Annotated in this window: 20 protein-coding genes; 6 read left to right on the top strand and 14 right to left on the bottom strand. The window is 71.1% G+C overall.

The window, feature by feature from the left end:
- Window positions 1-122 precede the first annotated feature (122 nt).
- From ACIRR9_RS42625 to ACIRR9_RS42595, 7 genes are all read right to left on the bottom strand, one after another.
- Window positions 123-3,680, bottom strand: coding sequence for a DUF4082 domain-containing protein (locus tag ACIRR9_RS42625; protein ID WP_403763953.1), 3,558 nt, complete (start codon window positions 3,678-3,680; stop codon window positions 123-125).
- A gap of 128 nt (window positions 3,681-3,808) precedes the next feature.
- On the bottom strand, window positions 3,809-4,927 hold the full coding sequence (locus tag ACIRR9_RS42620; protein WP_403763951.1) for a DegT/DnrJ/EryC1/StrS family aminotransferase: 1,119 nt from the start codon (window positions 4,925-4,927) through the stop codon (window positions 3,809-3,811).
- A complete protein-coding gene (locus ACIRR9_RS42615) occupies window positions 4,924-5,613 on the bottom strand; it encodes an acetyltransferase (RefSeq protein WP_403763949.1) in 690 nt (229 codons plus the stop codon). The genes ACIRR9_RS42620 and ACIRR9_RS42615 overlap by 4 nt, the downstream gene beginning before the upstream one ends.
- Complete coding sequence (locus ACIRR9_RS42610) at window positions 5,610-6,749, bottom strand: DegT/DnrJ/EryC1/StrS family aminotransferase (RefSeq protein ID WP_403763947.1); 1,140 nt, start codon at window positions 6,747-6,749, stop codon at window positions 5,610-5,612. The genes ACIRR9_RS42615 and ACIRR9_RS42610 overlap by 4 nt, the downstream gene beginning before the upstream one ends.
- Window positions 6,746-7,720 (bottom strand): SDR family NAD(P)-dependent oxidoreductase, encoded by a 975-nt coding sequence (locus ACIRR9_RS42605; RefSeq protein ID WP_403763945.1) that lies wholly within the window; start codon window positions 7,718-7,720, stop codon window positions 6,746-6,748. The genes ACIRR9_RS42610 and ACIRR9_RS42605 overlap by 4 nt, the downstream gene beginning before the upstream one ends.
- A gap of 29 nt (window positions 7,721-7,749) precedes the next feature.
- Window positions 7,750-8,799, bottom strand: coding sequence for a Gfo/Idh/MocA family protein (locus tag ACIRR9_RS42600; protein ID WP_403763943.1), 1,050 nt, complete (start codon window positions 8,797-8,799; stop codon window positions 7,750-7,752).
- 23 nt (window positions 8,800-8,822) lie between these two features.
- Window positions 8,823-10,262, bottom strand: coding sequence for an exopolysaccharide biosynthesis polyprenyl glycosylphosphotransferase (locus tag ACIRR9_RS42595; protein WP_403763941.1), 1,440 nt, complete (start codon window positions 10,260-10,262; stop codon window positions 8,823-8,825).
- A gap of 295 nt (window positions 10,263-10,557) precedes the next feature.
- On the opposite strand from ACIRR9_RS42595, the gene ACIRR9_RS42590 reads away from it, so the two are divergent.
- The 4 genes from ACIRR9_RS42590 (at window position 10,558) to ACIRR9_RS42575 (ending at window position 14,194) form a co-directional block, all read left to right on the top strand.
- The gene (locus ACIRR9_RS42590; protein ID WP_403763939.1) at window positions 10,558-11,433 is read left to right on the top strand and encodes a glycosyltransferase; all 876 of its coding nucleotides are present in this window, start codon (window positions 10,558-10,560) and stop codon (window positions 11,431-11,433) included.
- Window positions 11,434-11,458: 25 nt separating this feature from the next.
- The gene (locus tag ACIRR9_RS42585; RefSeq protein WP_403763937.1) at window positions 11,459-12,751 is read left to right on the top strand and encodes an MFS transporter; all 1,293 of its coding nucleotides are present in this window, start codon (window positions 11,459-11,461) and stop codon (window positions 12,749-12,751) included.
- A 68-nt stretch (window positions 12,752-12,819) separates the two neighbouring features.
- Window positions 12,820-13,842, top strand: coding sequence for a TolB-like translocation protein (locus ACIRR9_RS42580; protein WP_403763961.1), 1,023 nt, complete (start codon window positions 12,820-12,822; stop codon window positions 13,840-13,842).
- Between the two features lie 94 nt (window positions 13,843-13,936).
- Complete coding sequence (locus ACIRR9_RS42575; protein WP_365347602.1) at window positions 13,937-14,194, top strand: hypothetical protein; 258 nt, start codon at window positions 13,937-13,939, stop codon at window positions 14,192-14,194.
- Window positions 14,195-14,281: 87 nt separating this feature from the next.
- Here the strand turns inward: ACIRR9_RS42575 and ACIRR9_RS42570 are convergent, their stop codons facing one another.
- The 5 genes from ACIRR9_RS42570 to ACIRR9_RS42550 all read right to left on the bottom strand — a co-directional run bounded on the left by ACIRR9_RS42570 (window position 14,282) and on the right by ACIRR9_RS42550 (window position 19,663).
- Window positions 14,282-14,551 carry a hypothetical protein gene (locus ACIRR9_RS42570; RefSeq protein WP_403763935.1) on the bottom strand — a complete coding sequence of 90 codons (270 nt, stop codon included), beginning with the start codon at window positions 14,549-14,551 and terminating at the stop codon, window positions 14,282-14,284.
- A 112-nt stretch (window positions 14,552-14,663) separates the two neighbouring features.
- Window positions 14,664-15,371 (bottom strand): lytic transglycosylase domain-containing protein, encoded by a 708-nt coding sequence (locus ACIRR9_RS42565; protein ID WP_403763933.1) that lies wholly within the window; start codon window positions 15,369-15,371, stop codon window positions 14,664-14,666.
- 100 nt (window positions 15,372-15,471) lie between these two features.
- Window positions 15,472-18,138 carry a magnesium-translocating P-type ATPase gene (gene mgtA, locus ACIRR9_RS42560; RefSeq protein ID WP_403763931.1) on the bottom strand — a complete coding sequence of 889 codons (2,667 nt, stop codon included), beginning with the start codon at window positions 18,136-18,138 and terminating at the stop codon, window positions 15,472-15,474.
- Window positions 18,131-18,493, bottom strand: a complete 363-nt coding sequence (locus tag ACIRR9_RS42555) for an ArsR/SmtB family transcription factor (protein ID WP_403763929.1) — start codon at window positions 18,491-18,493, stop codon at window positions 18,131-18,133. Before ACIRR9_RS42555 ends, mgtA begins: the two co-directional genes overlap by 8 nt.
- 78 nt (window positions 18,494-18,571) lie before the next feature.
- Window positions 18,572-19,663, bottom strand: coding sequence for a TerD family protein (locus tag ACIRR9_RS42550; RefSeq protein WP_403763927.1), 1,092 nt, complete (start codon window positions 19,661-19,663; stop codon window positions 18,572-18,574).
- Between the two features lie 291 nt (window positions 19,664-19,954).
- On the opposite strand from ACIRR9_RS42550, the gene ACIRR9_RS42545 reads away from it, so the two are divergent.
- Window positions 19,955-20,338 (top strand): BlaI/MecI/CopY family transcriptional regulator, encoded by a 384-nt coding sequence (locus ACIRR9_RS42545; protein ID WP_403763925.1) that lies wholly within the window; start codon window positions 19,955-19,957, stop codon window positions 20,336-20,338.
- Between the two features lie 8 nt (window positions 20,339-20,346).
- Window positions 20,347-21,279: a M56 family metallopeptidase gene (locus ACIRR9_RS42540; protein WP_403763923.1), complete on the top strand. Its 933-nt coding sequence runs from the start codon at window positions 20,347-20,349 to the stop codon at window positions 21,277-21,279.
- A gap of 97 nt (window positions 21,280-21,376) precedes the next feature.
- Here the strand turns inward: ACIRR9_RS42540 and ACIRR9_RS42535 are convergent, their stop codons facing one another.
- Together ACIRR9_RS42535 and ACIRR9_RS42530 are read right to left on the bottom strand one after the other, a co-directional pair.
- A complete protein-coding gene (locus tag ACIRR9_RS42535) occupies window positions 21,377-22,000 on the bottom strand; it encodes a hypothetical protein (RefSeq protein ID WP_403763921.1) in 624 nt (207 codons plus the stop codon).
- Between the two features lie 162 nt (window positions 22,001-22,162).
- On the bottom strand, window positions 22,163-23,134 hold the full coding sequence (locus ACIRR9_RS42530; protein ID WP_403763919.1) for an antibiotic biosynthesis monooxygenase: 972 nt from the start codon (window positions 23,132-23,134) through the stop codon (window positions 22,163-22,165).
- Window positions 23,135-23,139: the final 5 nt, after the last annotated feature.

The raw sequence follows: 23,139 nt of genomic DNA, 5'->3' as shown, positions 1-23,139 counted from the left end.
TATTGGGCGTTATTTTTCGCGGGCAAAAACACACCCCCGGGTGTATTGGGGGGGGCACCCCACCCCGGGGGGGGGGGGGGGCCCGGCCCGCCCCCCCCCCCACGACGGTGTGTGGGGACGGGTCAGTTCTTCTTCTGCTTCTTGAAGGTGGTCTTGCTCGTCAGGGTCCAGCTGTCGGACTTCACCGTGTCGTGGTGCTTGTCCTTCGCCGTGACCGTGACCTTGAACCGGGTGCCGTCCGGCAGCGGGGCGGACAGGTGCACGGTGGCCCTGTGGGTCGCCCGGTTGTAGGAGACGACGGCCGTGACATGGAGCTTCCTGGCCGCCTGGGATCCCTCCAGGACGGTCACGGTCGCGTCCACGGACGACACCGCGGCCTTGGCGGGCACGTCCAGGACGAGGGCGCTCGCCGCGTCGGCGGTGTGCGCCACCGAAGACGCGGTCACCTCCGAGGCGGTGACCGACGCCGCCAGGGACGCGCTCGGGTCGTCGGCGGTGAAGACGGGGCCTACCCAGTAGTTCGAGGATCCGTAGGAACCGTTGGGGAACGCCGGGCCGCTGCCGTACTTGTAGAGCCCGTTGTGGTGGGTGGTGGTGTCGGCCGTGGCCGTCAGCGGATAGGACTTGTGGGCCGCCGCGAAGTAGCCGCCGTCCACCGCGTAGTTGCCGTTCGGCGCGTGGTAGGAGACGACGTAGGCGGTGTCGGCGGTGATCGCCACCGGGGTGGCGAAGGTCAGCGTCTGCCAGCCGGAGGCCGTCTCGTTGGTGAAGGTGCCGCTGGCGAGCAGCGTGCCGTCGTCGGTCCACAGGCTGCCGGTGTGGGTGCCCGTGTTGCCGGTGCCCTTGTAGAAGGTGACTCCGGTGACCCAGCCGGCCGCCGAGGACGTGAACCGGGTGCCCAGCTCCACGGAGTTGGGGTCGGCGGTCATGTCGGTCGTGGCGGGCGTGGTGGAGGTACCCCACAACGAGCAGGGGCAGGTGACCGCGGGCGGTGTGGAACTGGTGGTGAACGACCAGGTCACCGGGGCCGTCATGGCGTTGCCCCACACGTCGGAGGCCTGGACGGACGCGGTGTACGCGGTGTGCAGGTCCAGCTCCGTCGACGGTGTGAACGTCGCCTTGTTCGACGCGGGGAAGGTGACGGCCCCGGGCACGGTGTTGCCGCTCGCGTCCTTCACGGTGAACGTCACGCTGTCGGTGTCGAGGGCCGAGCTGAAGGTGGCCGACACCGGCGCCGTGATCGACGCGTCGGTCGCCCCGGACGTCGGGGAGAGCGAGGAGACGGTGGGCGGGGTGGTGCTGGCCGTCGAGGTGTCGAGGACCACGTCGACCCAGTAGTTGCTGCCCGAGGACTGCGAGGACGGGAAGGCGCTGGTCGAACCGTAGTGGTAGACGCCGTTGCCGCCGTCGACGCCGGTCTGGAGGGCCGTCAGCGGGGCCAGGCCGGCGCCGCCGCTCGCGAAGGAGGGGTCGTAGGAGTATCCGCCGTTGGGGGCGAAGTACGAGGCGACGTAGGTGGTGTTGGCCTTGACGGTCACCGGGGTGGAGAAGTTCAGCTGCTGCCAGCCGGAGGCCGTCTCACCGGTGAAGGTGCCGGTGGCCAGGCGGGTGCCGGAGGCCGTCCACAGGCTGCCGATGTGGGTGCCGGTGTTGACGGGCGACTTGTAGAAGCGCACCCCGGTGACCGAACCGGCCACGGTGGTACGGAACTTGACGCCGAGTTCCACCGAGCCGCCGTCGCCGGCGTTGACGGTGCCGGGCACGGCCGAGGCGGGCCAGATGGTGCAGGGGCAGGCCTGGGGGCCGACCGTCAGCGGGATGGTGGTGACCGCGCCGATGTTGACGCTGTCGTCGACCGCGCGGACCTTGATGGACGCGGAGCCCGGGGTGGTCGGGGTCCAGCTGTAGCTCCAGGACGTCAGACCGGTGGCGGCGTTCCAGGTGGTGCCGCCGTCCGTGGACACCTCGACGCGGGCGACCACACCGCCGGAGTCGGCAGCGGTGCCCTTGATGGTGACAGCCTTCAGCGCCGGGACGGTGACCCCGGAGCTCGGGCTGGTCACGGTGATCGTGGGTCCGGTGGTGTCGGTGGAGGCCGAGGCGGCGACGAGGTTGCTCTGCAGGGTCAGCGGCTGGACGCCCATGTCGGCGAGGATGTTCACCGTCGCCTGCTGCATCCGGGAATCCTCGGTGACCACCGTGTCGTCGGGGTTGTAGGTGGGGACGTTGGTCAGGCCCCATGACCACTGCACGGTCCCCGACCCGAACACCAGGGCCCCGGAGTCCTGGTCGCGGAATTCGACGAGGTTGTGGGTCGCGGTCCCGTTGCCGTAGATGTTGCCCCAGTCCTGGCGGAGCTTGCCGTCCGCGATGTCGACCGTCGTGGACGACACGTCGATCGCTCCGGCGGGTCTGGTGCTGTTGTCGATGTCGCTGTCCCACTCGTAGCCGAGCGTGCCCGTCGGGAAGGTCGCGGTCTGGCTGGAGCTGAGGTTCGCGATGGAGGTGTTGCGCCAGATGCGGTTCTTGCCGTACGAGCCGGGAACCGTGATGGCGTCGCTGCGGTAGCCGTTCACCGTGAACATGGAGCCGGTGAGGATGTTCGGCGGCTGGTAGGACTGTCCGTAGTTGGTGCTGGCCGGGTCCATCCAGGTGCCGGTCCAGACGCCGCTGGGATCGGCGATCCCGTTGCCCTGCGCCATCTTGGTCATCTTGTAGCAGACCAGGGTGCGGTCGGCCGTGCTGGTGCCGTCGATGCTCGGGGCGAGCCGGGTCTTCCAGAAGACCTCGTTGCCGCTGAAGAAGGCCTCCCGTACGCCGGCCTTCCTGGCCGCCAGGACGTTGGAGTACTGGCTCTGCGTCCAGTACTCGTCATGGCCGGACGACATGTAGACCTTGTGCTTCTCCAGCTGGGTGGCGCCGCTCGACGACGACACCTGCACGCCGGACGTGTAGGTGACGTCGTAGCCGTTGCGCTCCAGCCAGGACAGCATCATGTACTCGGAGCCGTAGATGCCGTTGTCGCCGCCGATGTCCAGCGGCCGGTTGTAACTGACCTCGTAGGCACGGCCGTCGGGCGCGGGTCCGGTGCCGCCGTACAGGTCCTGGCCGCCGTAGTCGTTGTACGCCTGCCAGGTCTGGTCGCTGGTCTGTACGACGATGTTGGACGTGCTGGAGTCGTTGCGGACGACGAACGGGTACGGCATCAGGCCGTCGCCGTCGGTCTGCGTGAGGTTCGCGATGTACAGGCCGGACACGGCGTCGCTGGGCACGGTCCAGGTAGCAGTCACCGGCCAGTTGCCGCAGTCGACCAGGCCGGTCGTGCTCTTGGTCGTACAACTGGCGGGCTTGGAGGTGAAGTTGGCCGGATAGGTCACGGCCGCCTGGGCCGCGGTGGACATCTGGCGCGCGCCGTCGCCGCCGTACCAGCCGAGCCGGTAGATCTGGATGTTGTACGAGACCGGCGACTGGACCTTGAACTGGACGGTGTCCCCGGCCTGGACGCTCTCCTTGGTGGTGAAGCCCTTGATGTCACCGTAGGCGTTGGGCGAGAACCAGTCGGTCTTGGGACTGCCGGTCTTGGAGTTCTCACAGACGATCGGGTTGGAGCCCGATCCGCACGGATCGGACGCCGCTTGCGCGGACCCGGCCAGCGGGAGCACCGCCAAAATCAATGCCACTACGACGGCGAGGCGCCCGCCCCGGATCCGTCTGCTCCATTTTCTCATGAGTACCTCTCAGCGGTGCTGTGCAGGGCCGACCCATGGGTCGAGGTGATGCGGGGGGTGGCGCTTGAAGCGGGTGCCGGTCAGCCGCGGAGTGCGTCGGCGAATACGTCCACGACGCGCTGCTGCTGGTCAGGGGTGATCTGCGGGTAGAGCGGCAGCGACAGGATCCGGTCCGCCGCCTTCTCGGCGTTCGGGAAGTCGCCCCGGTCGTAACCGAGTCGGCGGTAGGCCGGGGTCAGGTGGACCGGGGCGGGATAGTGCACCCCGGCGCCTATGCCCTCGGCGCCCAGCTTGCCGACGATGTCGTCCCGGTCGGCGTCGGCGACCTGGACGACGTACAGGTGCCAGACGTGGACGTTGCCGGGTGCCGTGGCCGGGAGCACGACCCGGCCCGCGGCCGCCAGATCGGCGAGCAGCGCGTCGTAACGGGCCGCGGCCGCCCGGCGGGCCGCGTTGCCGTCCGCCAGCCGGGCCAGTTTCGCCCGCAGGACGACGGCCTGCAGCCCGTCCAGGCGGCTGTTGAAACCGGGCACGTCGTGGCGGTACTTGGCGACCCCGCCGTGATTGGCGATCGCCCGCACCAGGTCGGCGCGTTCCTCGTCGTCGGTGAGCACCGCGCCCGCGTCTCCGTAGGCGCCGAGGTTCTTGCCCGGGTAGAAGCTGGTGGCCGCGATGCCTCCGCCGCCCGGGGTGCGACCGTCGCGGGTCGCCCCCTGGCACTGGGCGGCGTCCTCCACGACCCTTACGTGGTCCGGGAGTTGCCCGGTCAGCGCCGTGACGTCGGCCAGCTGCCCGTAGAGGTGGACGGGGACGACCGCACGGGTGCCCGGGCCGACCGCGTCCAGCGCGGCCTGCGGGTCGAGCAGGTGGCTGTCGGGCAGGCAGTCCGCGAGGACCGGGCGCGCCCCGATCCTGGCCACCGCGCCGACGGTGGCGATGAAGGTGTTGGCGGGCACCACGACCTCGTCGCCGACCCCGACCCCGCTGGCGCGCAGGGCGAGTTCGACGGCATCGGTGCCATTGGCGACGCCGACGCAGTGCGCGACACCGCCGAACTCCGCGTACTCGCGTTCGAACCGGCGCACCTCGTCGCCGCCGATGAACGCGGTGCCGGCCAGGATTCTGTCGAATCCGGCCCGTACCTCGTCGGCGACCTCCGCGTGGGCCGCTTTGAGGTCCACGAGTGGAATCTGGTTCATGTCAGCGGTCCCCCCACTGTTCGTGTCGCCAGTTGTTCCAGCGCGGGCTCGTCCGCCGCGCGCAGCCGTCGGGCCGGGCTCCCCACCCAGACCTCGCCCGGCGGTACATCGCCGAGCACGGCGCTCCCCATCCCGACCAGCGACCAGGCGCCGACCGTCGTACCTTCCCTGACCAGCGCTCCGGAGCCGACGTAGGCGCCCTGGGCCAGCCGCGCTCCCCCGCCCAGGCGGACGCCGGAGGCGAGCGTGGCGTAGTCCTCGACCACGTCGTCATGGGTGAGGACCACGTGCGGCATCACGGCGACATGCGCGCCGACCCGCACGGCCGCGGTCAGCACGCAGTGCGCGAGCAGGACCGAGCCGGGGCCGACCCGGGAGGTCGCGGACACCGCCGCCGTCGGATGGACGACCGTGGCGTAGCGGTCGTCGGACAGGCCCAGCCTGCGGACCAGCCGGGCGCGGGCCGCGTAGTCCCGGGGATTGCCCGCACAGATCACCGCCCGCGCCCCGGGCAGCTCGTGGACCAGGTCGCAGCCGCCGAGGACCGGCACGCCGTCCACGTCGGTGCCGTGCAGGGCGGGGTTGTCGTCCAGGTGCCCGAGCAGCTTGCACTCGCCCGCGTCCGCCACGGCCTGCGCGGTCTCCCGGGCGAAGCCGCCCGCGCCGATGATGACAAGTTCGTTCATCTTCGGGCCTGTTCGCGCAGTGCCGTCACGACGCGGTCCTGCTGCGCCTCGGTCATGGTGTGGAACAGGGGCAGGATCAGCGAGTCGCGGGTGAGGCGCTCGGTGACCGGGAGCGGTGCGTGGGGGTGGTCCGCGTAGGCGGGTTCGAGGTGCGCGGCCATGATCCCGCGCCGGGCGGAGACACCCGCCTCGGAGAGCGCGGCGAGCAGGTCGTCCCGGCCGACCGGGAAGTCCTCGTCCAGCAGCAGCCAGTACGACTGGAAGTTGCTCTGCCCGTGCGCGGGGTCGCGTACGGGGGTGAGGCCGGGGACGTCGTGCAGCAACGCGTCGTAGCGAGAGGCCAGTTCGCGGCGGCGGGCGATCATCGCGTCGAGCTTGCCGAGCTGGACCAGGCCGATGGCGGCCTGGACGTCCGTCATCCGGTAGTTGAAGCCGACTTCCAAGTAGCTTTCCAGGACCGGCCTGTTGCTGGCGTGGCGGTCCGCGGCCGAGGCGTTCATGCCGTGCTCGCGCAGCCGGCGCAGCCGGGCCGCCCACTCGGCGTCGTCGGTGGTGATCATGCCGCCCTCGCCGGTGGTGACGAGCTTGCGGGGGTGGAAGGACCAGGCGGCGAGCAGCGCACCATGCCCGACCGGCTTGCCGCCGACGGTGGAGCCGATGGCGCAGGCCGCGTCCTCGACCAGGGGCAGGTCCCAGTCTGCGCAGGCTGCGCGCAAGGCGTGCACATCGGCCGGGACACCGCCCTGGTGGACGGCGAGGACGGCCTCGGTACGAGGGGTGCGGACCGCGTTCACGGTGGCCGGGGTCAGGTTGCCGGTGGCCGGGTCGACGTCGGCGAACACCGGCTCGGCGCCGACGTACCGTACGGCGTTGGCGGTGGCGATGAACGACAGCGAGGGCACCACCACCTCGTCGCCAGGGCCGATGCCCAGGGCGACGAGCGACAGGTGCAGGGCCGTCGTACACGAGCTGACGGCGATGCCGTGCTCGGCGCCCACCCGCTCGGCGAAGGCCTTCTCGAAGGCGGCGACCCGGGGGCCCTGGGCGACCCACCCGGACAGCACGGCCTCGGAGGCGGCCTGGGCCTCCTCCTCGCCGAGCCAGGGGATCATCACCGGGATGCGGTCGGTGCTCACTTGGCCGCCTCCCGCTCCGCGCGCCACCACTCGACCAGGTCGCGCAGTCCGGTGCGCAGGTCGATCTCGGCCGTGAAGCCGAGCCGTTCGGCGGCCTGCGAGGTGTCCGCGAGCCGGCGGACCACCGAGTTCACGGTGCGGGCGGGCCCGTGCTCGGGCTCCAGCCCTTCGGCCCCCATCGCCTCCAGCAGGCCCTCGGCGAGTTCCTTGAGCGAGGTCTCCGTACCGCTGGCGACGTTGAACACCTCGTCGGTGAGGTCCGATTCGGCGGCCAGGACGTTGGCCCTGGCGATGTCGCGGACGTCGACGAAGTCCATGGTCTGGGTGCCGTCGCCGAGGATGAGCGGCGGCTCGCCCGCCTCGATGCGCTCCATCCAGCGGATGAGCACCTCGGTGTAGAGGCCGTGGATGTCCATCCGGGGGCCGTAGACGTTGAAGTAGCGCAGGGCCACGTAGTCCAGGCCGTACATGGCGTGGAAGCTGCGCAGCATGCCCTCGTTGAAGGCCTTCGCGGCACCGTAGAAGGTGTCGTTGTTGTACGGGTGGTGGCGCTCGGTCGTCGGGAAGGCCTCGGCCATGCCGTAGACGGACGCCGAGGACGAGGCGACCACCTTGGCGACCCCGGCCGCGGCCGCCGCCTCCAGGACGTTGAAGGTGCCGTCGACCAGGACCTCGTTGGCGAGCCGGGGCTCCTCGGCGCACTGGGTGATGCGGATCGCGGCGAGGTGGAACACCAGGTCGGCGCCCTCGGTGACCTTCCGTACGGTGTCGGCGTCCCGGACGTCGCCCTCGACGATCTCCACGGCACCACTGGGCAGGGCCTGGGCGAGGTTGGCCCGCCGCCCGCGCACGAAGTTGTCGAGTACGACGATCTCGCGGGCGCCGCCCTCGGCCAGCAGGTCGACCAGATTGGAGCCGATGGTGCCCGCTCCCCCGGTGACCAGGATCTTCTTGCCTCGTACGCTGCTCAACTGCTGTGCCCTCTCGATGGTTTGGTTGCTCAACGTCCGGCGCGCAGACCGACGACCGCGCCCTTGAACTCAAGGCTTCGCGACGCCGCCTCAAGGATGTCCAGGACCCTGAGGCCCGCCCGGCCGTCGGTGAGCGGCGCCCGGCCCTGTCCGATCGCGTCGCCGAATTCGTCGACCATGCTGCGCAGCGCTTCCTTCTCGCCGATCGCGGGCGCGACCATGTCCCCGGAGCGGTACGAGATGAGCATCTCCCGGCGCTCGTCCGCGCCGATCTCCTGCGGTGCGGCCATGTCCACGCCCCGGTCGTAGACCGAGACCCGCTGCAGGGGGTTGAGGTCGTCCCAGAGCAGGGTGCGCTTGGAGCCGCCCACCATGGTGGTCCGCACCTTGGTCGGGGAGAGCCAGTTGACGTGCACGTGGGCGATGGCGCCGGTGTTGAGCTGGAGCGTCAGATAGGCGATGCAGGCCTGTCCGGCGCCGATCGGGTCGGCTCCGTGGGCGGCGACGGCGACCGGTTCGACATTGTCCGGGAGGATGAAGTCGAGGATCGACAGGTCGTGCGGGGCGAGGTCCCACAGCACGTCGATGTCCTTCTGGACGAGCCCGAGGTTGATGCGGACCGAGTCGACGAAGTGGATCTCGCCGAGTTCGCCGGAGCGGACCAGTTCACGGATCCGGCCCACCGCGGGCGTGTAGCAGTAGGTGTGGTCGCACATCAGGGTGAGGCCGCGTTCCTCGGCCTCGGTGACCAGACGCATCCCGTCGGCATAGGTCGCCGCGAGGGGCTTCTCCACGAGGACGTGCTTTCCGGCGCGCAGGGCGGCCAGGGCGATGTCGAGGTGGGTGCCGGCGGGTGTGGCCACGGCGACGGCGGCGACGGTCGGGTCGGCGAGGACGGCCGCGTAGTCCGCGGTGGCCTCGACCGTCGAGTAGCCGCCGAGGACCCGCCGGGCCCGGTCCACGTCGAGGTCGCACAGCCACCGCAGTCGGAAGCGGTCGCTGGCCTGGAAGTTGCGTACGAGGTTGGGACCCCAGTAGCCGGCCCCGACGACCGCGACCCCCAACGGCTCCTGCGTCACTGTCTTCCTCTTCCTGTGGTCCATCAGTAGGCCCCCGTTCCGCGCACCACCACGGCCCCGGTGCGCGCCAGGATCGACAGGTCAAGGCCCATCGACCAGTTGTCCACGTATCCGAGATCGAGCCGAACCGCCTCGTCCCAGGGCAGGTCGGAGCGTCCGCTGACCTGCCACAGCCCGGTGAGACCGGGCTTGACCAGCAGCCGGCGCTTGATGTCCGGTGTGTACTCCTCGACCTCCTCGGGCAGCGGCGGCCGGGGCCCGACGAGCGACATCTGGCCCTTGACGACGTTGAGGAGCTGCGGGAGTTCGTCGAGCGAGCTGCGGCGCAGGAACGAGCCGACCCGGGTGATCCGCGGGTCCTCCTTCACCTTGAACAGCAGCCCGTCGCTGTTCTCGTTGAGGTGCTCCAGTTCCGCCCGCAAGGCCTCCGAATCGGGCCGCATCGTACGGAACTTCAGCATGGTGAAGTGGTCGCCGTACCGGCCCACCCGCTGCTGCCGGAACAGAGCGGGGCCGCTGCTGTCCAGCCGGACGACCAGGGCGATCAGCAGCATCGGCAGCGCGAGGAGGAGCAGCAGCAGCGCCGCGAGGGAACGATCCAGCAGTTCCTTGGGCAGCCGCGAGATCCGGGAGAGGTTCGGCGGCTTGATCCGTACCAGCGGCACCCCGTTGGTGGGCCGTACCGCCAGCCGGGCGGCGGCCACGTCGGTCAGCACGGGGGCCAGCAGGAAGTCGACGCCCTGCACGGCGGCCGTCCAGGACATCCGGCGCAGGACGGAGGCGTCGAACTCGGGCGCGGGCAGCACCACCACGGTGTTGATGCCGAGGGCCCGAACGACGTCGTTCATGCCGCCGACGCCACCGAGAGCGGGGAGCCCCAACTTGCGTATCTGCGGGGCGTTCTCGGGGTCGGTCAGGCACACGCCGGCGGCCTGGAGTTTCGGGGTGCCGCCGCGTCTGAGCACCGCGACCAGCTCCACGATGCCGTGCGACGGCCCGACCAGGAGCGTCGCGCTCCCGTCCCGGCTGCGGGCCCAGCGCCGGTGCAGCCGGCGGCGCAGCGTGTACCGGATCGCGAGGGCGATCACGGCAGCGGGTGCAGCCGCCATGATCATGTCATGGAGGAGGTCCGAATCCTGGGTGAACAGCCAGTACGCGAGGGCGGCCAGCGCCGGCAGCGCGACGGCCCCACGGAGCACCCGTCGGTACTCCTCGGTCCCCAGCCCCAGTGTGCTGCGGTCGTAGGAACGGTGGACCAGCATGGCCACGATCCAGGTCGGGGGCAGCACCAGGGCCACCGCCCAGCGGCCGTACGCCGCGTGGATCAGGAAAGCCGCGGCGACGGCGGCGAGGCCGTCCGCGACCAGTAGGACGATGCGGTACTTCCGTTCCCAACGTCTTCGGCGGCCATGGGGATTGCTGCGTTCCACAACCGATTGCTCATGCGTGACCTCAATGGTCATGCGCCCCCCACCACATGCGCGGCTAGCCCTGACCGAGGTGCCCTGTCACAGCGGCACTGGAAAGCGAGGGAGCTTCAGCGGTTCCCCAACCGCCTCATGCCCCCGGCATGCTGGTACGTACTGGTTCTTCCGATTGTTCAGATCCGTTCAACTGCCGGTCCGTGACGTGCAGTCAAGAACGAGTTCCCCACCCAAACCGGTCCGGCGGCCATCAATCTAGACCACGCGGCGCAGTCTCGGGAACAGTTGGACGAAACACATGTCGCAATAGTGACGCCGACGGCATACTGCCCCCGTGACCAGCATCGTGATCCCGGCCCACAACGAGGCCCGAGTCATCGGCCGGCTCCTCGACTCACTGTTGGCCGATTCCGCTCCCGGGGACCACGAGGACCCCGCGGACGACACCGGCACCGACATCGTGGTCGTGTGCAACGGCTGCACGGACGACACCGCCCGGATCGCGGCCGCCCGCGGCCCGCGCGTGCGCGTGGTGGAGATCCCCGTGCCCTCCAAGCACGCCGCGCTGCGGGCCGGCGACGATCACGCGCGCGGCTTCCCGCGCCTCTACGTGGACGCCGACGTCGTGATCACGGACGCCGACGTGCGGGCACTGACGGAGCCCCTGGAGGACGAGACCTCCGGCGTCCTCGCCACCGCCCCCGAACGGCGGATCCCGCTGTCCGCCTGCTCCTGGCGGGTGCGCGCCTACTACCAGGTCTGGCAGCGGCTGCCCGCCGTACGCGAAGGGCTGTTCGGCCGGGGTGTCATCGCGGTCTCCAAGGCCGGGCACGCCCGGATCGCCGCGCTGCCGCCGCTGATGGCGGACGACCTCGCCGCGTCCCTCGCGTTCACGCCGGAGGAACGGCGGGTGGTCGACACGGCCCGCGTGGAGATCCAACCGCCGCGCACCTGGCAGGACTTGATCAAGCGGCGGGTGCGGGCCGCGGTCTCCACCGCCCAGGTCGAGCAGCATCAGGGGCCGGAAGGCGCCTCTGCGCGCACCGGCAAGGCCGACCTGAAGGCGATGCTCCGCGGCGAACCGAAGCTCTTGGTGCCTCTGGTGGTCTTCGTCGCGGCGGCGCTCGCCGCTCGCAGAAAGGCCGAAAAGGCCATCCGCGCACAGGACTTCGGCACCTGGCTACGGGACGAGAGCAGCCGGCAGAACTGACCGCACCGCACCTGGAGTTCCTGTCTTGTATCTCACCGACCGTTCCCAGCCCGCCCAGGCGGACCCCGGCCAGGACCGAAGACGCGGGCCGGGGCGCGGGGTCGCCCCGGTCGTGCTGGTGCTGGGCACGGTCAGCCTGATCACCGACATCTCCTCGGAGATGGTCACCGCCGTCCTGCCGCTCTACCTCGTCACCACGCTCGGCTTCAGCCCGCTGGGCTTCGGCACCCTCGACGGCGTCTACAACGGCGTCAGCGCCCTGGTCCAGCTCACCGGCGGCCACCTCGCCGACCGCATCCGCAACCACAAGCTGCTGGCCGGGCTCGGGTACGGCCTGTCCGCGCTGTGCAAGCCGCTGCTCCTGTTCGCCGGCAGCATCGGCACGCTGGGCACGGTCCTCGCTCTGGAGCGGACCGGCAAGGGCCTGCGCACCGCCCCGCGCGACGCGATGATCTCCCTGTCCACCCCGGCCGAGAAGCAGGGCCGCGCCTTCGGCGTGCACCGCGCGATGGACACCACCGGCGCGATGCTCGGCCCCCTCGCGGCCTTCCTCATCCTGCGGGCGGCGGCCGACGGGTACGACGCGGTGTTCGGCGTGAGCGCGTGTGTCGCCGCGCTGGGCGTACTGGTGCTGGTGCTGTTCGTGCCCGGCAAGGCGAAGGAGACCCGGGCCGCAGAGAAGCAGTCCCGGACCGAGGAAGAGAACAGGCCGGACGCCGAACCGCCCGTCCGCCTGCGCGAAGCATTCGCGCTGCTGCGCATCCCCCGGCTGCGCGCGCTCGCCGGCTGTGCCGCGCTGCTCGGCCTGACCACGGTCAGCGACGCCTTCGTCTATCTGCTCCTGCAGCGGCGGGCCGGCGTCGGCGAGCAGTGGTTCACGCTGCTGCCGCTGGGCACCGCGGTGGTGTTCCTGCTGCTGGCCGTGCCCGTCGGCTCGCTCGCCGACCGCATCGGACGGCGCACGGTGTTCCTCGCCGGACACGCGGCGCTGCTCACCGCCTACGCCCTCCTCCTGTGGGCGCCCGCGGTTCCGGTCGCCGTTCCTCTCGTCCTCGCCCTGCACGGCACGTTCTACGCGGCGACCGACGGGGTGCTCCCGGCCGCCCTCGCCGCCGTCGTGCCCGAGCAGCTGCGCGCCAGCGGTCTCGCCATCGTCGGCACCAGCCAGGCGCTGGCCCGGTTCTGCTGCTCGCTGGCCTTCGGCGCCGCCTGGACGATGTGGGGCGACGGACCGGCGCTGGCCGGTTCGGCGGTCGGCCTGCTCTGCTGCGCGGCCGTCGCGGGCATGGTGCTGCGCCCGGCGGGCGGGCACCGATGACCACCACGCCCACACCGGACACCAGGCCGAAGGCCACACCGCACACCACGGGGAACCAGGGGAACCAGATGACATCCATGCGCCGCCGTCTGTTCGTACTCGTCGCGGCGGTCCTGGTGCTCGCGGGCGTGGGCACCGGCGTGGTCCTGCACGCCGCCGACCGGGCGGACCGGGCGGACCAGCCGCACGCGGGCGACCCCACGGTCAGCGCGGGCAGGCTTTCGCTCGGCCAGAAGAGCCGCGTGATGTTCGTCAACGCGGCCCCCGGCCCGCACCGCACCGCGGTCGCCTCGGTCCCGTCGACGGAACCGAACGGCTCACGCACCGCCTCGTCCCTGAAGTGCGCCCGCTTCTACGCGGCGGCCGGCACCGGCGTCTGTCTCCAGTCCAACCCCGGCGTCCTCAAGCAGAGCAACCGCGCCCTGCTCCTCGACGCCGACCTGCGCACCGAGCGCACCTTCCCGCTCGCGGGCACTCCCAGCCGGGCCCGGGTCTCGCCCAGCGGCCGCTTCGTCGCCTGGACCGTCTTCGTCTCCGGCGAGTCCTATTCCTCGGCCTTCTTCTCCACCCGCACCTCGATCCTGGACACCCGCACCATGCGGTTGACGCCGAGCCTGGAGACCTTCTCCGTCATCAAGGACGGCGAGTCCTACCACGCCTCGGACATCAACTTCTGGGGCGTCACCTTCGCCTCCGACGACGACACCTTCTACGCCACCCTCAACACCGCCGACAAGACCTATCTGGTGCGGGGTTCACTGTCCCGGCGCACCGTCACCACGCTGGTGGAGAACGTGGAGTGCCCCTCGCTCTCCCCCGACGGGACCCGGGTCGCTTTCAAGAAGCGGGTGCTGTCCCGTACCGACCTCTGGCACGAGTACGTCCTCGACCTGCGCACCCTGCGCGAGACACCGCTGGCCGAACGCCACAGCGTCGACGACCAGGCCACCTGGCTCGACAACCGCACGGTCGCCTACGCGCTGCCGACCAGCGGCAACGTGAAGAGCACCGACCTGTGGAGCGTCCCCGCCGACGGCACCGGAAAGCCGCGCCTGCTGATTGCGGGCGCATCCTCACCGGCCCCGCTGTAGGCGGTTCACCTGCACCCTCCGGCGCGCACGCCTCCACCCCGGAACACGGCCCCGGCGAACCATATGGTCCTTACAGTTGCGCAACCTCTAAAGTATTGAGGAGTCCAGACAACCATCGAACGAGGAGACGGCCGACGTGACGGGATGGGAGACCGCGGTGCTCGACGGAGGCCCTGCGGACAGCCTGCGGATGAAGGTCCTCGACCGGCCGCGGGTGATCCAGGTGACGTACCCCTGCCGCTTGGAGACCGCACCGGACGGCGTGCGGGCGGAAGCGGTGTATGTGTACCGCCGTGACTACGCGGTGGACAGCGAGCCACTGCGGTACGGCTTCGACATCGCCAGCCCCTGACGGTCCCGGCGGCGGCTCACCGCGCCTGGTGACCGACGGCTGTGACGGGGCGGACGGAGGTGAACCCTCCGAACGCCCCCTCAGGCCTCAGCGCGTCTCGCGCCCGTATCTCGCGGTGATCCAGGCCGCGCCGCGTTCGGCCAGGACCCGGCGCCGCCCCCAGCGCGAACGCCGCACCGCGGCACCCTCGGGCCGCCCCTTCGACACCGCGGCCAGTTCGGCGAGTCGGCCCGCGGCCCGCGACAGTTCCGCCTGGAGCCGTCGGCGGCGCCGGGGTGACGCCGTTCTCAGCAGTGCCGAATAGAGCCCCTCGACCTCGGCCAGAGCAGCACCCAGCCGCAGATTCGTGTCACGCACTCGCCTCATGTCCCCGTGCGGCATGCACGCCTTCCTCCCCCGACCTCAGAACCCTGCCCCACTCACTTCCATTATTGCGCAATATCGCAAGTCCCAGTGGGCGCATACTCGGTCACGCCGCCCCCACGGCCCTTCCGGCCCTGGCCCAGTCGGCGTGCAGTTCGTCGAGGTAGGTCCGGGCCTGGCTGCCGGGGGTGGCACCGCGGGCGAAGGCGAGCATGTTGGCCGGGCCCGTGTTGTAGCCGAGGGCCAGCAGGTCGTTCCTGGTGTACGAGGCGGGCCAGGTGGCGGGCAGTTGTGCGGACAGGTCGTGCAGATACCAGGCTTCGGCCTCGATGGCCAGGTCCCGGTCGTCGGGCAGGTCCTCCCAGCTCCGGTTCGCGAAGTCCCGCCCCTGCCTGACCTCGTCGAAGGTGGCCCGGTGCATGTTGGCGATACCGAAGGCGGCGTCCGGCTTGAGCTTCTGCCAGGCCCGTTCGAAGGCCGGATCGTGCGGTTTGTACGCCTCGTTGTAGAGGATCGCCATCAGCAGCTGGGCGCTGACACCGGCCTGCCGCGCCCGAGTGCGCACCTGGGTGGCGTAGTCGGCGGGATCGTACGAAGGGGCCGTGGCGGCGGACGGGGTGGGCGATCCGGTGGCCCGGGAGGCGGCGGAGGTCGAGGCGTCGGCCGACGGGGACGGGGTGGCCGTCGAGGCCCCGGCCGGAGGAGGCGCGGCGCCCTGCTGGGAGTGCACCGCCCGGACGATGACGTACAGCGCGAGGGCGAGGACCGCCACGGAGAGCCAGCGCCGGTGTTTCGATGTCCGGGAATCGGACATTTATCGCCCTTTCTCCCACCCTGATCCTGCTCTCTTCTACCGCACCCGGACTAAGAACCGTGTGAGGCGGCCTTGTGTCCGAGGGGCTTCGGATGCCGGCTCACCAGGTGGCCTCCCGGCGCCCTCGGCATGCCCGGGCGACCAGGAGTCCAGCGGCGTACAGCACGAGAACAGCCATGAGCAGCAAGTAGTAGAGCGCCGGGAGCGCGGTCAGGCCGAGCGGCGGCCCGAGCGGTGACGGCGGCAGCAGCAGCCCGATCACGGCCAGCGCCGCCGCCGCGCGGGCCACGGGACCGGGCCGCCGGCCCTCCGCGCCGGTCCGGCCGAGCCGCAGCAAGAGCATGACCAGGGCCTGGGTGAGGAGGTTCTCCGTGAGCCAGCCGGAGTGGAACGCCGGTTCCGTGGCCGTCCCCAGGCCGTGCAGGACGAACCCGAGGACCCCGAAGGTGGCCAGGTCCGCAGTGGCGTTGAGAACACCGAAGCCGGTGATGAAGCGCAGCAGATCACCAGGCCTGAGCACGGTCGGCCGACGCAGCACCGAGGAACTCGGGCGGTCGTAGGCGAAGGCGAGCTGGGCCGCGTCGAAGCACAGGTTCTGGGCGAGGACCTGAGCCGGGAGCATCGGCAGGAACGGCAGCAGCAGACCCGCACAGAGCATGGCAATGACATTGCCCAGATTGGACGAGAGGGTGATACGCAGATAGGTGGCGATATTGCCGCTCGCACGCCGGCCCGCGGTAACGGCATGGGCGATCGCGGTGAGATCCTTCTCCGCCAGCACCACATCGGCAGTCTCACGGGCCACATCCGCGGCCTCACGCGGAGCGATACCCACGTCGGCCGCGCGCAGGGCCGGCAGGTCGTTGACACCGTCACCGAGAAAACCGACAGTGTGCCCGCCGGACTGCAGAGCCCGGGTGATCCGAGCCTTGTGCTCGGGGGTACAGCGCGCGAAGACCGTCGTACGGCCGGCCAGAGCGGCAAGTTCGGCGTCGCTGAGACCGTCGACACGGCCCGCCGTGAGCACCTGGTCCCCGGCCACCGGGATGCCCAGATCACGGCAGGCACGGGCAGCGGTCCCCGGATGATCCCCGGTGAGCACCTTCACCGTGACACCCCGCGCGGCAAAGACCGCCAGCGCCTCGGCCGCCGTGGGCGCGAGCGCGTCCCGCAGAGTGACCAGGCCGAGGAATCCGAGGCCGCGTTCATCGGCCGGCGTGTAGTCACGGGTACGGGCCGGACGTTCAGCGGTGGCGACCGCCAGCACCCGCAACCCCGCCTCAGCCTGGCAAGCAGCGAGAGCGCTCAGCCGGATCCGCTCATCCTCGTCGAGTACACAGCGCTCCAGTACCGCTTGCACATCGCCCTTGACAACCAGGGTGTGCCTGCCCAGCCGGCCGGGTGTACGGACGACCGCGGTCGCCAGCCGCCGCAGCGGGTCGAACGGGACGGCGGCGACCCCGTCGTACGCCATCAGGTCGTCCTCGCCCGCCGCGTCCAGGATCGCCTCGTCAAGGGCATCCGGGCTCGGCAGGTCGGCGAGTTGCAGGGTCCACCAGGCGTTGACAGCAGCCCAATTCAGTACCTCGGGATCGTCCCGGCCGTCCGGGCCCAGAGCACGATCGACCACCGGACGGTCCTGGGTGAGCGTCCCCGTCTTGTCCACGCACAGCACGTCCATCGCACCGATATCGTGCAGCGCCGGGAGCCGCTTGACGATCACCCCATGGCCCCGGGCGAGCAACGCAGCCCCGCGAGCCAGACACGTGGTCACGAGAACGGGCAGCATCTCCGGAGTCAGCCCGACCGCCACAGCGACCGCGAACGGCAACGTCTCCAGGCCACGATCACGCAAGGCCGCATTGGCGATCAGGACCAAAGGCGGGGTGAGCAGCATGAACCGGATCAGGATCCAGGAAATACCGTGCACCGAACGGTCGAACGCACTCGCCGCACACCCGACCGTCCCACCCCGGGCAGCAGCGAACCGAGTACGGACTCCCGTCGCCATGACGACCGCCGTGGCACTGCCCGACGCGACACTGCTGCCCTGAAAACAGAACTGCGGCTGCTCGAAGACCCCGTCACCGGTTCCGGCCGCCGGATCACCGGCCCGTCGCCCGTCCGTCAGGTCATCGGCGTGTTTCCCGACCGGGGCCGACTCCCCGGTCAGTGCGGCCTGGTGCACGGTCAGGCCCGTCGCGCGCAACAGCCGTACGTCCGCCGGGACCAGGTCGCCCGGACCGAGGCGGACGACGTCTCCGGGAACCAGGTCGGCCACAGGGATCTCACGGGTCCCCGGCGCCGCGCCCTCGTCCGCGCGCCGCTGCACGGTGGCCGTGGTGGCCACCAGCTCCCGCAGCCCGCTCATCGACCGGTCCGCCCGGTGCTCGCCGGTCGCCCGCAGCACGCAGCTCACGACGGCCAGCAGCAGGATCACCGACGCCGTCCCCCAGGCGGAGACCGCCGCTGACACCAGCCCGAGGCACCCCAGCACCGCGGTGAAGGGATCCCGCAGGCTGCGGACGAACAGCCGCGGCCAGGGCGCCTCGTGGGCGGCCGGCACCGTGTTCTCGCCGAAGTGGGCCAGCCGCTCCTCGGCCTGGGCCTCCGTCAGGCCGCGTGGACCGCTGTCCAGACGTCGCAGCACCGCGAGCAGCGTCGGCACGCCGGCCTCCGGCCCTGGTTCGCCGGCTCCGGGGGCTGGTACGACCATGGGGCCGGGGCACTCGGCACCCTGCCCCGAGGCCGCAGTGGTCTCAGCCACCGGTCCCGTGCAACCGGCGTGCCGGTGCGGGGACTTGGTGCGAACGCGCGGTCAGCTGGCCGACCATGACCCGTACGACGGTCACGATGTCCGGGTCGTCGATGTAGTAGATCTGCCGCCGTCCTTCCCGGCGGGCCTGCACCAGTCCGGCGAGTTTCAGCTTGGCCAGGTGCTGGCTGATGGCGGGCAGCGCGCCGCCCACCCGGTCGGCCAGATGCGTGACATCGCTCTCGCCCTGGGCCAGCGCCCACATGAGGTGCAGCCGGGCCGAGGACGCGAGCAGTCCGAACACCGCTGCCGCGTCCGTCAGTACCTCTGCCGAGGGATCCTCGGCGCCACCGGCCTTCCCCGCCACGGTCCGCCCCCTCCCTGTGCTGTCACGGCGCGTCACGATCAACACCCGTACGGCGACCCAGTGTAGCCGCCCGGTCCGTCACTCCTCGTAGTAGTTGTTGACGATCACGTCGGGTTCGTCGTCGTCGAACGCCTCGTTCAGCAGCGCGCCGCCGACCAGACCGGCCGCGCCGGCACCGATCAGCGCACCGGCACCGAACCGGCGCCCGCCGCCCTGCTGTTGACCGTGGTCGTGCTGGTCCCCGTACGGCTGCCCATAGCCGTACTGCTGGGGATAGCCCTGCTGGGGATAGCCCTGCGGCGCCGTCTGCGGATAGCCCTGCTGAGGCGGTGTGTAGAACGGCGGCGGCGTGGTCTGCACCCGCTGGGCGCATCCGGGGCAGGCCTGGACCGGGCGCGGCACACCCCACTGCGGGGACCAGGTGACGGTCGTCTGGCCGGGGCCGTGGGCCGGGTCGAAGAAGCAGGTCATGGCGGGACTCCCGATGGGCTGTGGTGCGGGGGCGTAGGCCGGCGGAGGCGGCGGTGGCGGGACGACGGTGGGGGCAGGGGCCACGGGCGGCGCAGGAGCGGGAGCGCCGGGGTCGGCCGGGCCGGGCGTCGTCCCGCGCAGGACGTCCACGCCGTAGTCGGCGGCGATGCCCGCGAGTCCGGATGCGTAGCCCTGGCCGACCGCGCGGAACTTCCACTCGGGGCCGTGCCGGTACAACTCGCCGAAGACCAGCGCGGTCTCACCGGAGAGACGGCCGGACGCGAGGTCGTAGCGGGCCAGTTCGGTTCCCGAGTCCCGGTCGAGGACGCGGATGTGGGCGCGGTGCACCTGCCCGAAACTCTGGCCGCGGGCCGCACCCTCGTAGAGCGAGACCGGGAAGACGATCTTCTCGACCTGGCCGGGGACCCGGTCGAGGTCGACCTGGATCCGCTGAGCGTCGCCGTCGACCGGGCTGCCGCCGGCGATACGGCGGACCGATCCCTCCGGGCTGCTCGGGTTGTTGAAGAAGACGAAGCAGTCGTCGGACGGCACCCTGCCGGAGGCATCGCACAACAGGGCACTGGCGTCCAGGTCGTAGCCCGTGTCCGCCTGCCAGCCCAGCCCCACCGTCACGGCCGTCAGCCCGGGAGCCCGCCCGCTCAGTGAGACGTTGCCGCCCTTGGCCAGGGACGTACTCATACGCGTCCTCCGCGACGGCTTTCCGTGTCTCTCGCGATCAATGCGGCCGAGCTCCTTCCAGTTCGCCGGCTGCCCGGGGATTCTCGCCAACCCTCATGACTGTGCTATGGGTTGCGCAAACAAGCAACTTACAACCTCGGGCGCTCGACGCGTGTCGCCACGCCGGGACGGACCGCAGCGGCACGGCACTCGTCGCCCTGGCCGGCCAGGGCGACGAACACCGCTTTGTACGATGTGACACTCCCCGGCACGAGCAGCGGGGCGGGGACCGGCCGGAACGGGAGGGGGCGCGTGGTCGAGGCGGATCGGCGTGGCCGGCGCAGGGCGCAAGGGGCACTGGAGACTCAGGTGCTGACCGCACTGCACACCGCCGGGGGTCCGGTGACCGCGGGCTGGGTGCGGGAGCGGCTGGCCGCCGACCTCGCCTACACCACCGTGATGACGGTGCTGGCCCGCCTGCTGGCGAAGAACGCCGTCACCCGCAGGCGGGAGGGCCGGTCGTTCCTCTGGACGCCGGCCGCGGACGGGGCGGGTCTCGCCGCGCTGAAGATACGCCGGGTCCTGGACGGCGAGCAGGACCGGCAGGCCGTGCTGGCCAGTTTCATCACCACCCTGCCGAAGGACGACGAGCAGCTGCTGCGCAGGCTGTTGCGCGACGCGGACGGGGAGGACTGAGCACGTCCGTGGGCATCTTCGTCCTTCTGCCGCTCGTCCTGCCCCTGACCGCCTGGCCGATCGCCCGGCTGGCCGAACAGCGTCTCCACCCGCGCACCGCGACCGTACTGCTCACCACGGTCGCCACCGTCATGGCCCTGTGCAGCACGGTGTGCCTGGCCCTGCTGATGGTGGTGGGCACCGCGCAACTGCCCGGCAACCCGCTCCCGGACGGCTGGTCGGACCCCGAAGTGCGCGAGAGCGTGCCGCGGCACGAGATCGCCGGGAAAGCGGCCATCCCGGCGCTCCTCGCGGTCCTGGCCGGCTGCGCACGCGCGCTGGCGCGTCACCGCCGGGTGCGGCGACGGGCCCATCAGGCCCTCGCAGGCCTGCCGCGTTCCCAGGTCGCGGTCCTGCCGGACACCCAGCCCTACGCCTACGCGCTGCCCGGCGGCCCGCGCGACCGCATCGTGGTGTCCACGGCGATGCTCGCCCGCCTCACCTCCCGCGAGCGCCGCGCCCTGTTCGCACACGAGCGCGCCCATCTCACCGCCCGGCACCACCGCCATCTGCTGTCCGTCCAGCTCGCCGCCCGCGCCAACCCGTTCCTGCTGCCGCTGCGGACCGCTGTCGCCTACAGCGCGGAACGCTGGGCGGACGAGGAGGCGGCACAGACCGTGGGCAGTCGCAGAACCGTCGCCCGGGCGATCGGCACGGCCGCCCTCGTCTCCCGCGGCACCCCCGCCCCCACACTCGCCGGCCTGGCCGTACCGGGGCCGCTCCCCCGCCGGGTCGCGGCCCTGCTCGGCCCGCCGCCCGCCCTGCGCGACTGGCCGTCCCCGTTCACCACCGCCGGACTCGCCCTGTGGACCGCCACCGCCGGCGCCGCGCTGTCGGCCATGTTCTCCGCCAACTCGGCCCTCACCCTGGTGTTGCTCCTCCACGCGGCCACACCGCTGTAGCGACCGCCATTTGCGCCCGAACTGCCGTTTACGTCCGCACCACCGCTTACGTCCGGACCACCGTTTACGTCCGGACCACCGTTTACGTCCGGAAGGACTAACGCGCGACGCGCTCGCCCCGTTGCGCCATCCGTTCCTCCTCGATGCGCCCGAGGAGGAACGGGACCATCCCCCGCTCCAGCAGAGCGAGTTCCCAGGTCTGCCGGGCCCCGGTCGCATCCAAAGGCGTATCGCGCTCGGCTTCGGTGCGACCCCGGGCCGCCGCCACCGAGACCCGCACGGCATCGCCGACGGCCGCTCCGACGGCGATCGCCGCGACCAGCAGCCCGGCGGCGACCAGGCCGACCCCGGCATGCGGGCGGCCGCCGTAGCAACGCGCGGCGAATCCGGACAGCAGCAGCGCCAGCCCGGTCACCGCCGGCACCCGCCACAGGCGCACCGGGAGCACGGACGGTTTCACGGCCGCAGCCGGCGGTCCGGTGGCCGGCGGCCCGCCCTCGCGGGCCGCGGCCAGGGCTTCGAGATAGGCGCGGTACTCGATGTCCGCGAACGCCACGATGGCCGCCCGCGCCCGCAGCGCCCGGTCTCGCAACTCCTCACAGCCGAGCGGACCGACGCCCCCGCCGATCGCCTCGGCGACCTGTTCGAGCCCCAGGGCCCGATCCAGCATCCGCTCGAACACCGCGTTCAACTCCGGCAGCGGCCGTCCAGGACCCGTCACGCATCCCCCGATGCTCGAAGGCCCGCCGTTCACGGTCCGTCACCGAGCGGTGACGCTCGCGGCGGGGAGTCGCGAGTCTAACGGTTCCGGACTTGCGCAAACGACAGAGCAACGGCAGGCCACCGGCTCATGGACCAACTGGTTGCGGATCGGTGTCGCCGGTCAGGGCAGTGTCCAGATTCGGACGGTGACGACGTAGAAGACGACAGCCCAGCAGGCCAGTGCCGCCACGACGATGCCGAGGCCACGCAGGCCGGCCCTCGCCGGTTCCTCCGGCGGCGGCCGCAGCCACCGCCCGAGCAGCGGGTTCACGTAGTAGGGCATGGTCAGGAAACTCATGATGAAACTCGACAGCAGGTTGCCCACGAGCAGACCGATCCAGAGCGGCAGGTGCAGCGGGGACAGCGCGAGGGTCAGCAGTACGACGGTCGGGTAGAGGCCGACCCAGATGGCGAGGGAGGTCCTGGTCTCGGAGGGCGGCGGTGGTGTCTCCTTGCCGTTGCCCTCGAAGGCGAACCAGCTGCCGAACGAGTTGTCGATCGTACGCAGGTCGAAGTCGCTGAACTTCTTGCCCTCGGCCAGCACCTCCTGCCGTTGGGGCGATGTCAGCCAGGCGTCGAGGTGCTCGGCGCTGTCGTAGCGGTACAGCGTGGTCCACTCCTCCTGGAGTCCCTCGATGGGGCGGAAGAGCTCGGTCCCGCGAAACCCCTCGAACCTGCTCTCCTCCTCGACCATGTGGCGCTGCCAGTCGAGGAAGTCGTCGACCTGGTTCGGGTGGACGCGGTGCGTGACCACCACGGTGACCAGCGGATCCAGTGACCGGGTGCCGCTGCTGACCACCTGTTGGGTCGCCGGACCGTCGAAATACCCGGCACCGACGTCGAGATAGGTCTGCCTGGTCGCGCTGTTGATCCACGCCTGCAGATGAGCCACCGAGTCGAACCGGTACACGACCACCCAGTCGGTCTGCAGCCGGGTCGGCGGGGAGACCTCGGCGCCGAGGAAACCGGGGTAGTAGGAGGCAGCGGTGTTGAGATCCTCCTGCCAGGACTCGAACTGCCGCTCCATCCCGGGCAGGACCTTCTGACCGATGATCGCCGTCGCCGCGGCGGCGAGGTTCCGTTCGGCGTTCATGGTGG

It is taken from the genome of Streptomyces sp. NPDC101234, assembly GCF_044767525.1.
In the GTDB taxonomy this organism is placed as follows: domain Bacteria; phylum Actinomycetota; class Actinomycetes; order Streptomycetales; family Streptomycetaceae; genus Streptomyces; species Streptomyces sasae.
Note: the sequence above shows the minus strand (reverse complement) of the source record. Positions and strands in the feature narration are given on the sequence as shown.

Coding starts and splice junctions, on each gene's coding strand:
- ACIRR9_RS42620 (WP_403763951.1), bottom strand. CDS start 4,927: ATGAACCAGATTCCACTCGTGGACCTCAAAGCGGCCCACGCGGAGGTC.
- ACIRR9_RS42550 (WP_403763927.1), bottom strand. CDS start 19,663: ATGAGTACGTCCCTGGCCAAGGGCGGCAACGTCTCACTGAGCGGGCGG.
- ACIRR9_RS42565 (WP_403763933.1), bottom strand. CDS start 15,371: ATGTCCGATTCCCGGACATCGAAACACCGGCGCTGGCTCTCCGTGGCG.
- ACIRR9_RS42580 (WP_403763961.1), top strand. CDS start 12,820: ATGACATCCATGCGCCGCCGTCTGTTCGTACTCGTCGCGGCGGTCCTG.
- ACIRR9_RS42530 (WP_403763919.1), bottom strand. CDS start 23,134: ATGAACGCCGAACGGAACCTCGCCGCCGCGGCGACGGCGATCATCGGT.
- ACIRR9_RS42595 (WP_403763941.1), bottom strand. CDS start 10,262: ATGACCATTGAGGTCACGCATGAGCAATCGGTTGTGGAACGCAGCAAT.
- ACIRR9_RS42615 (WP_403763949.1), bottom strand. CDS start 5,613: ATGAACGAACTTGTCATCATCGGCGCGGGCGGCTTCGCCCGGGAGACC.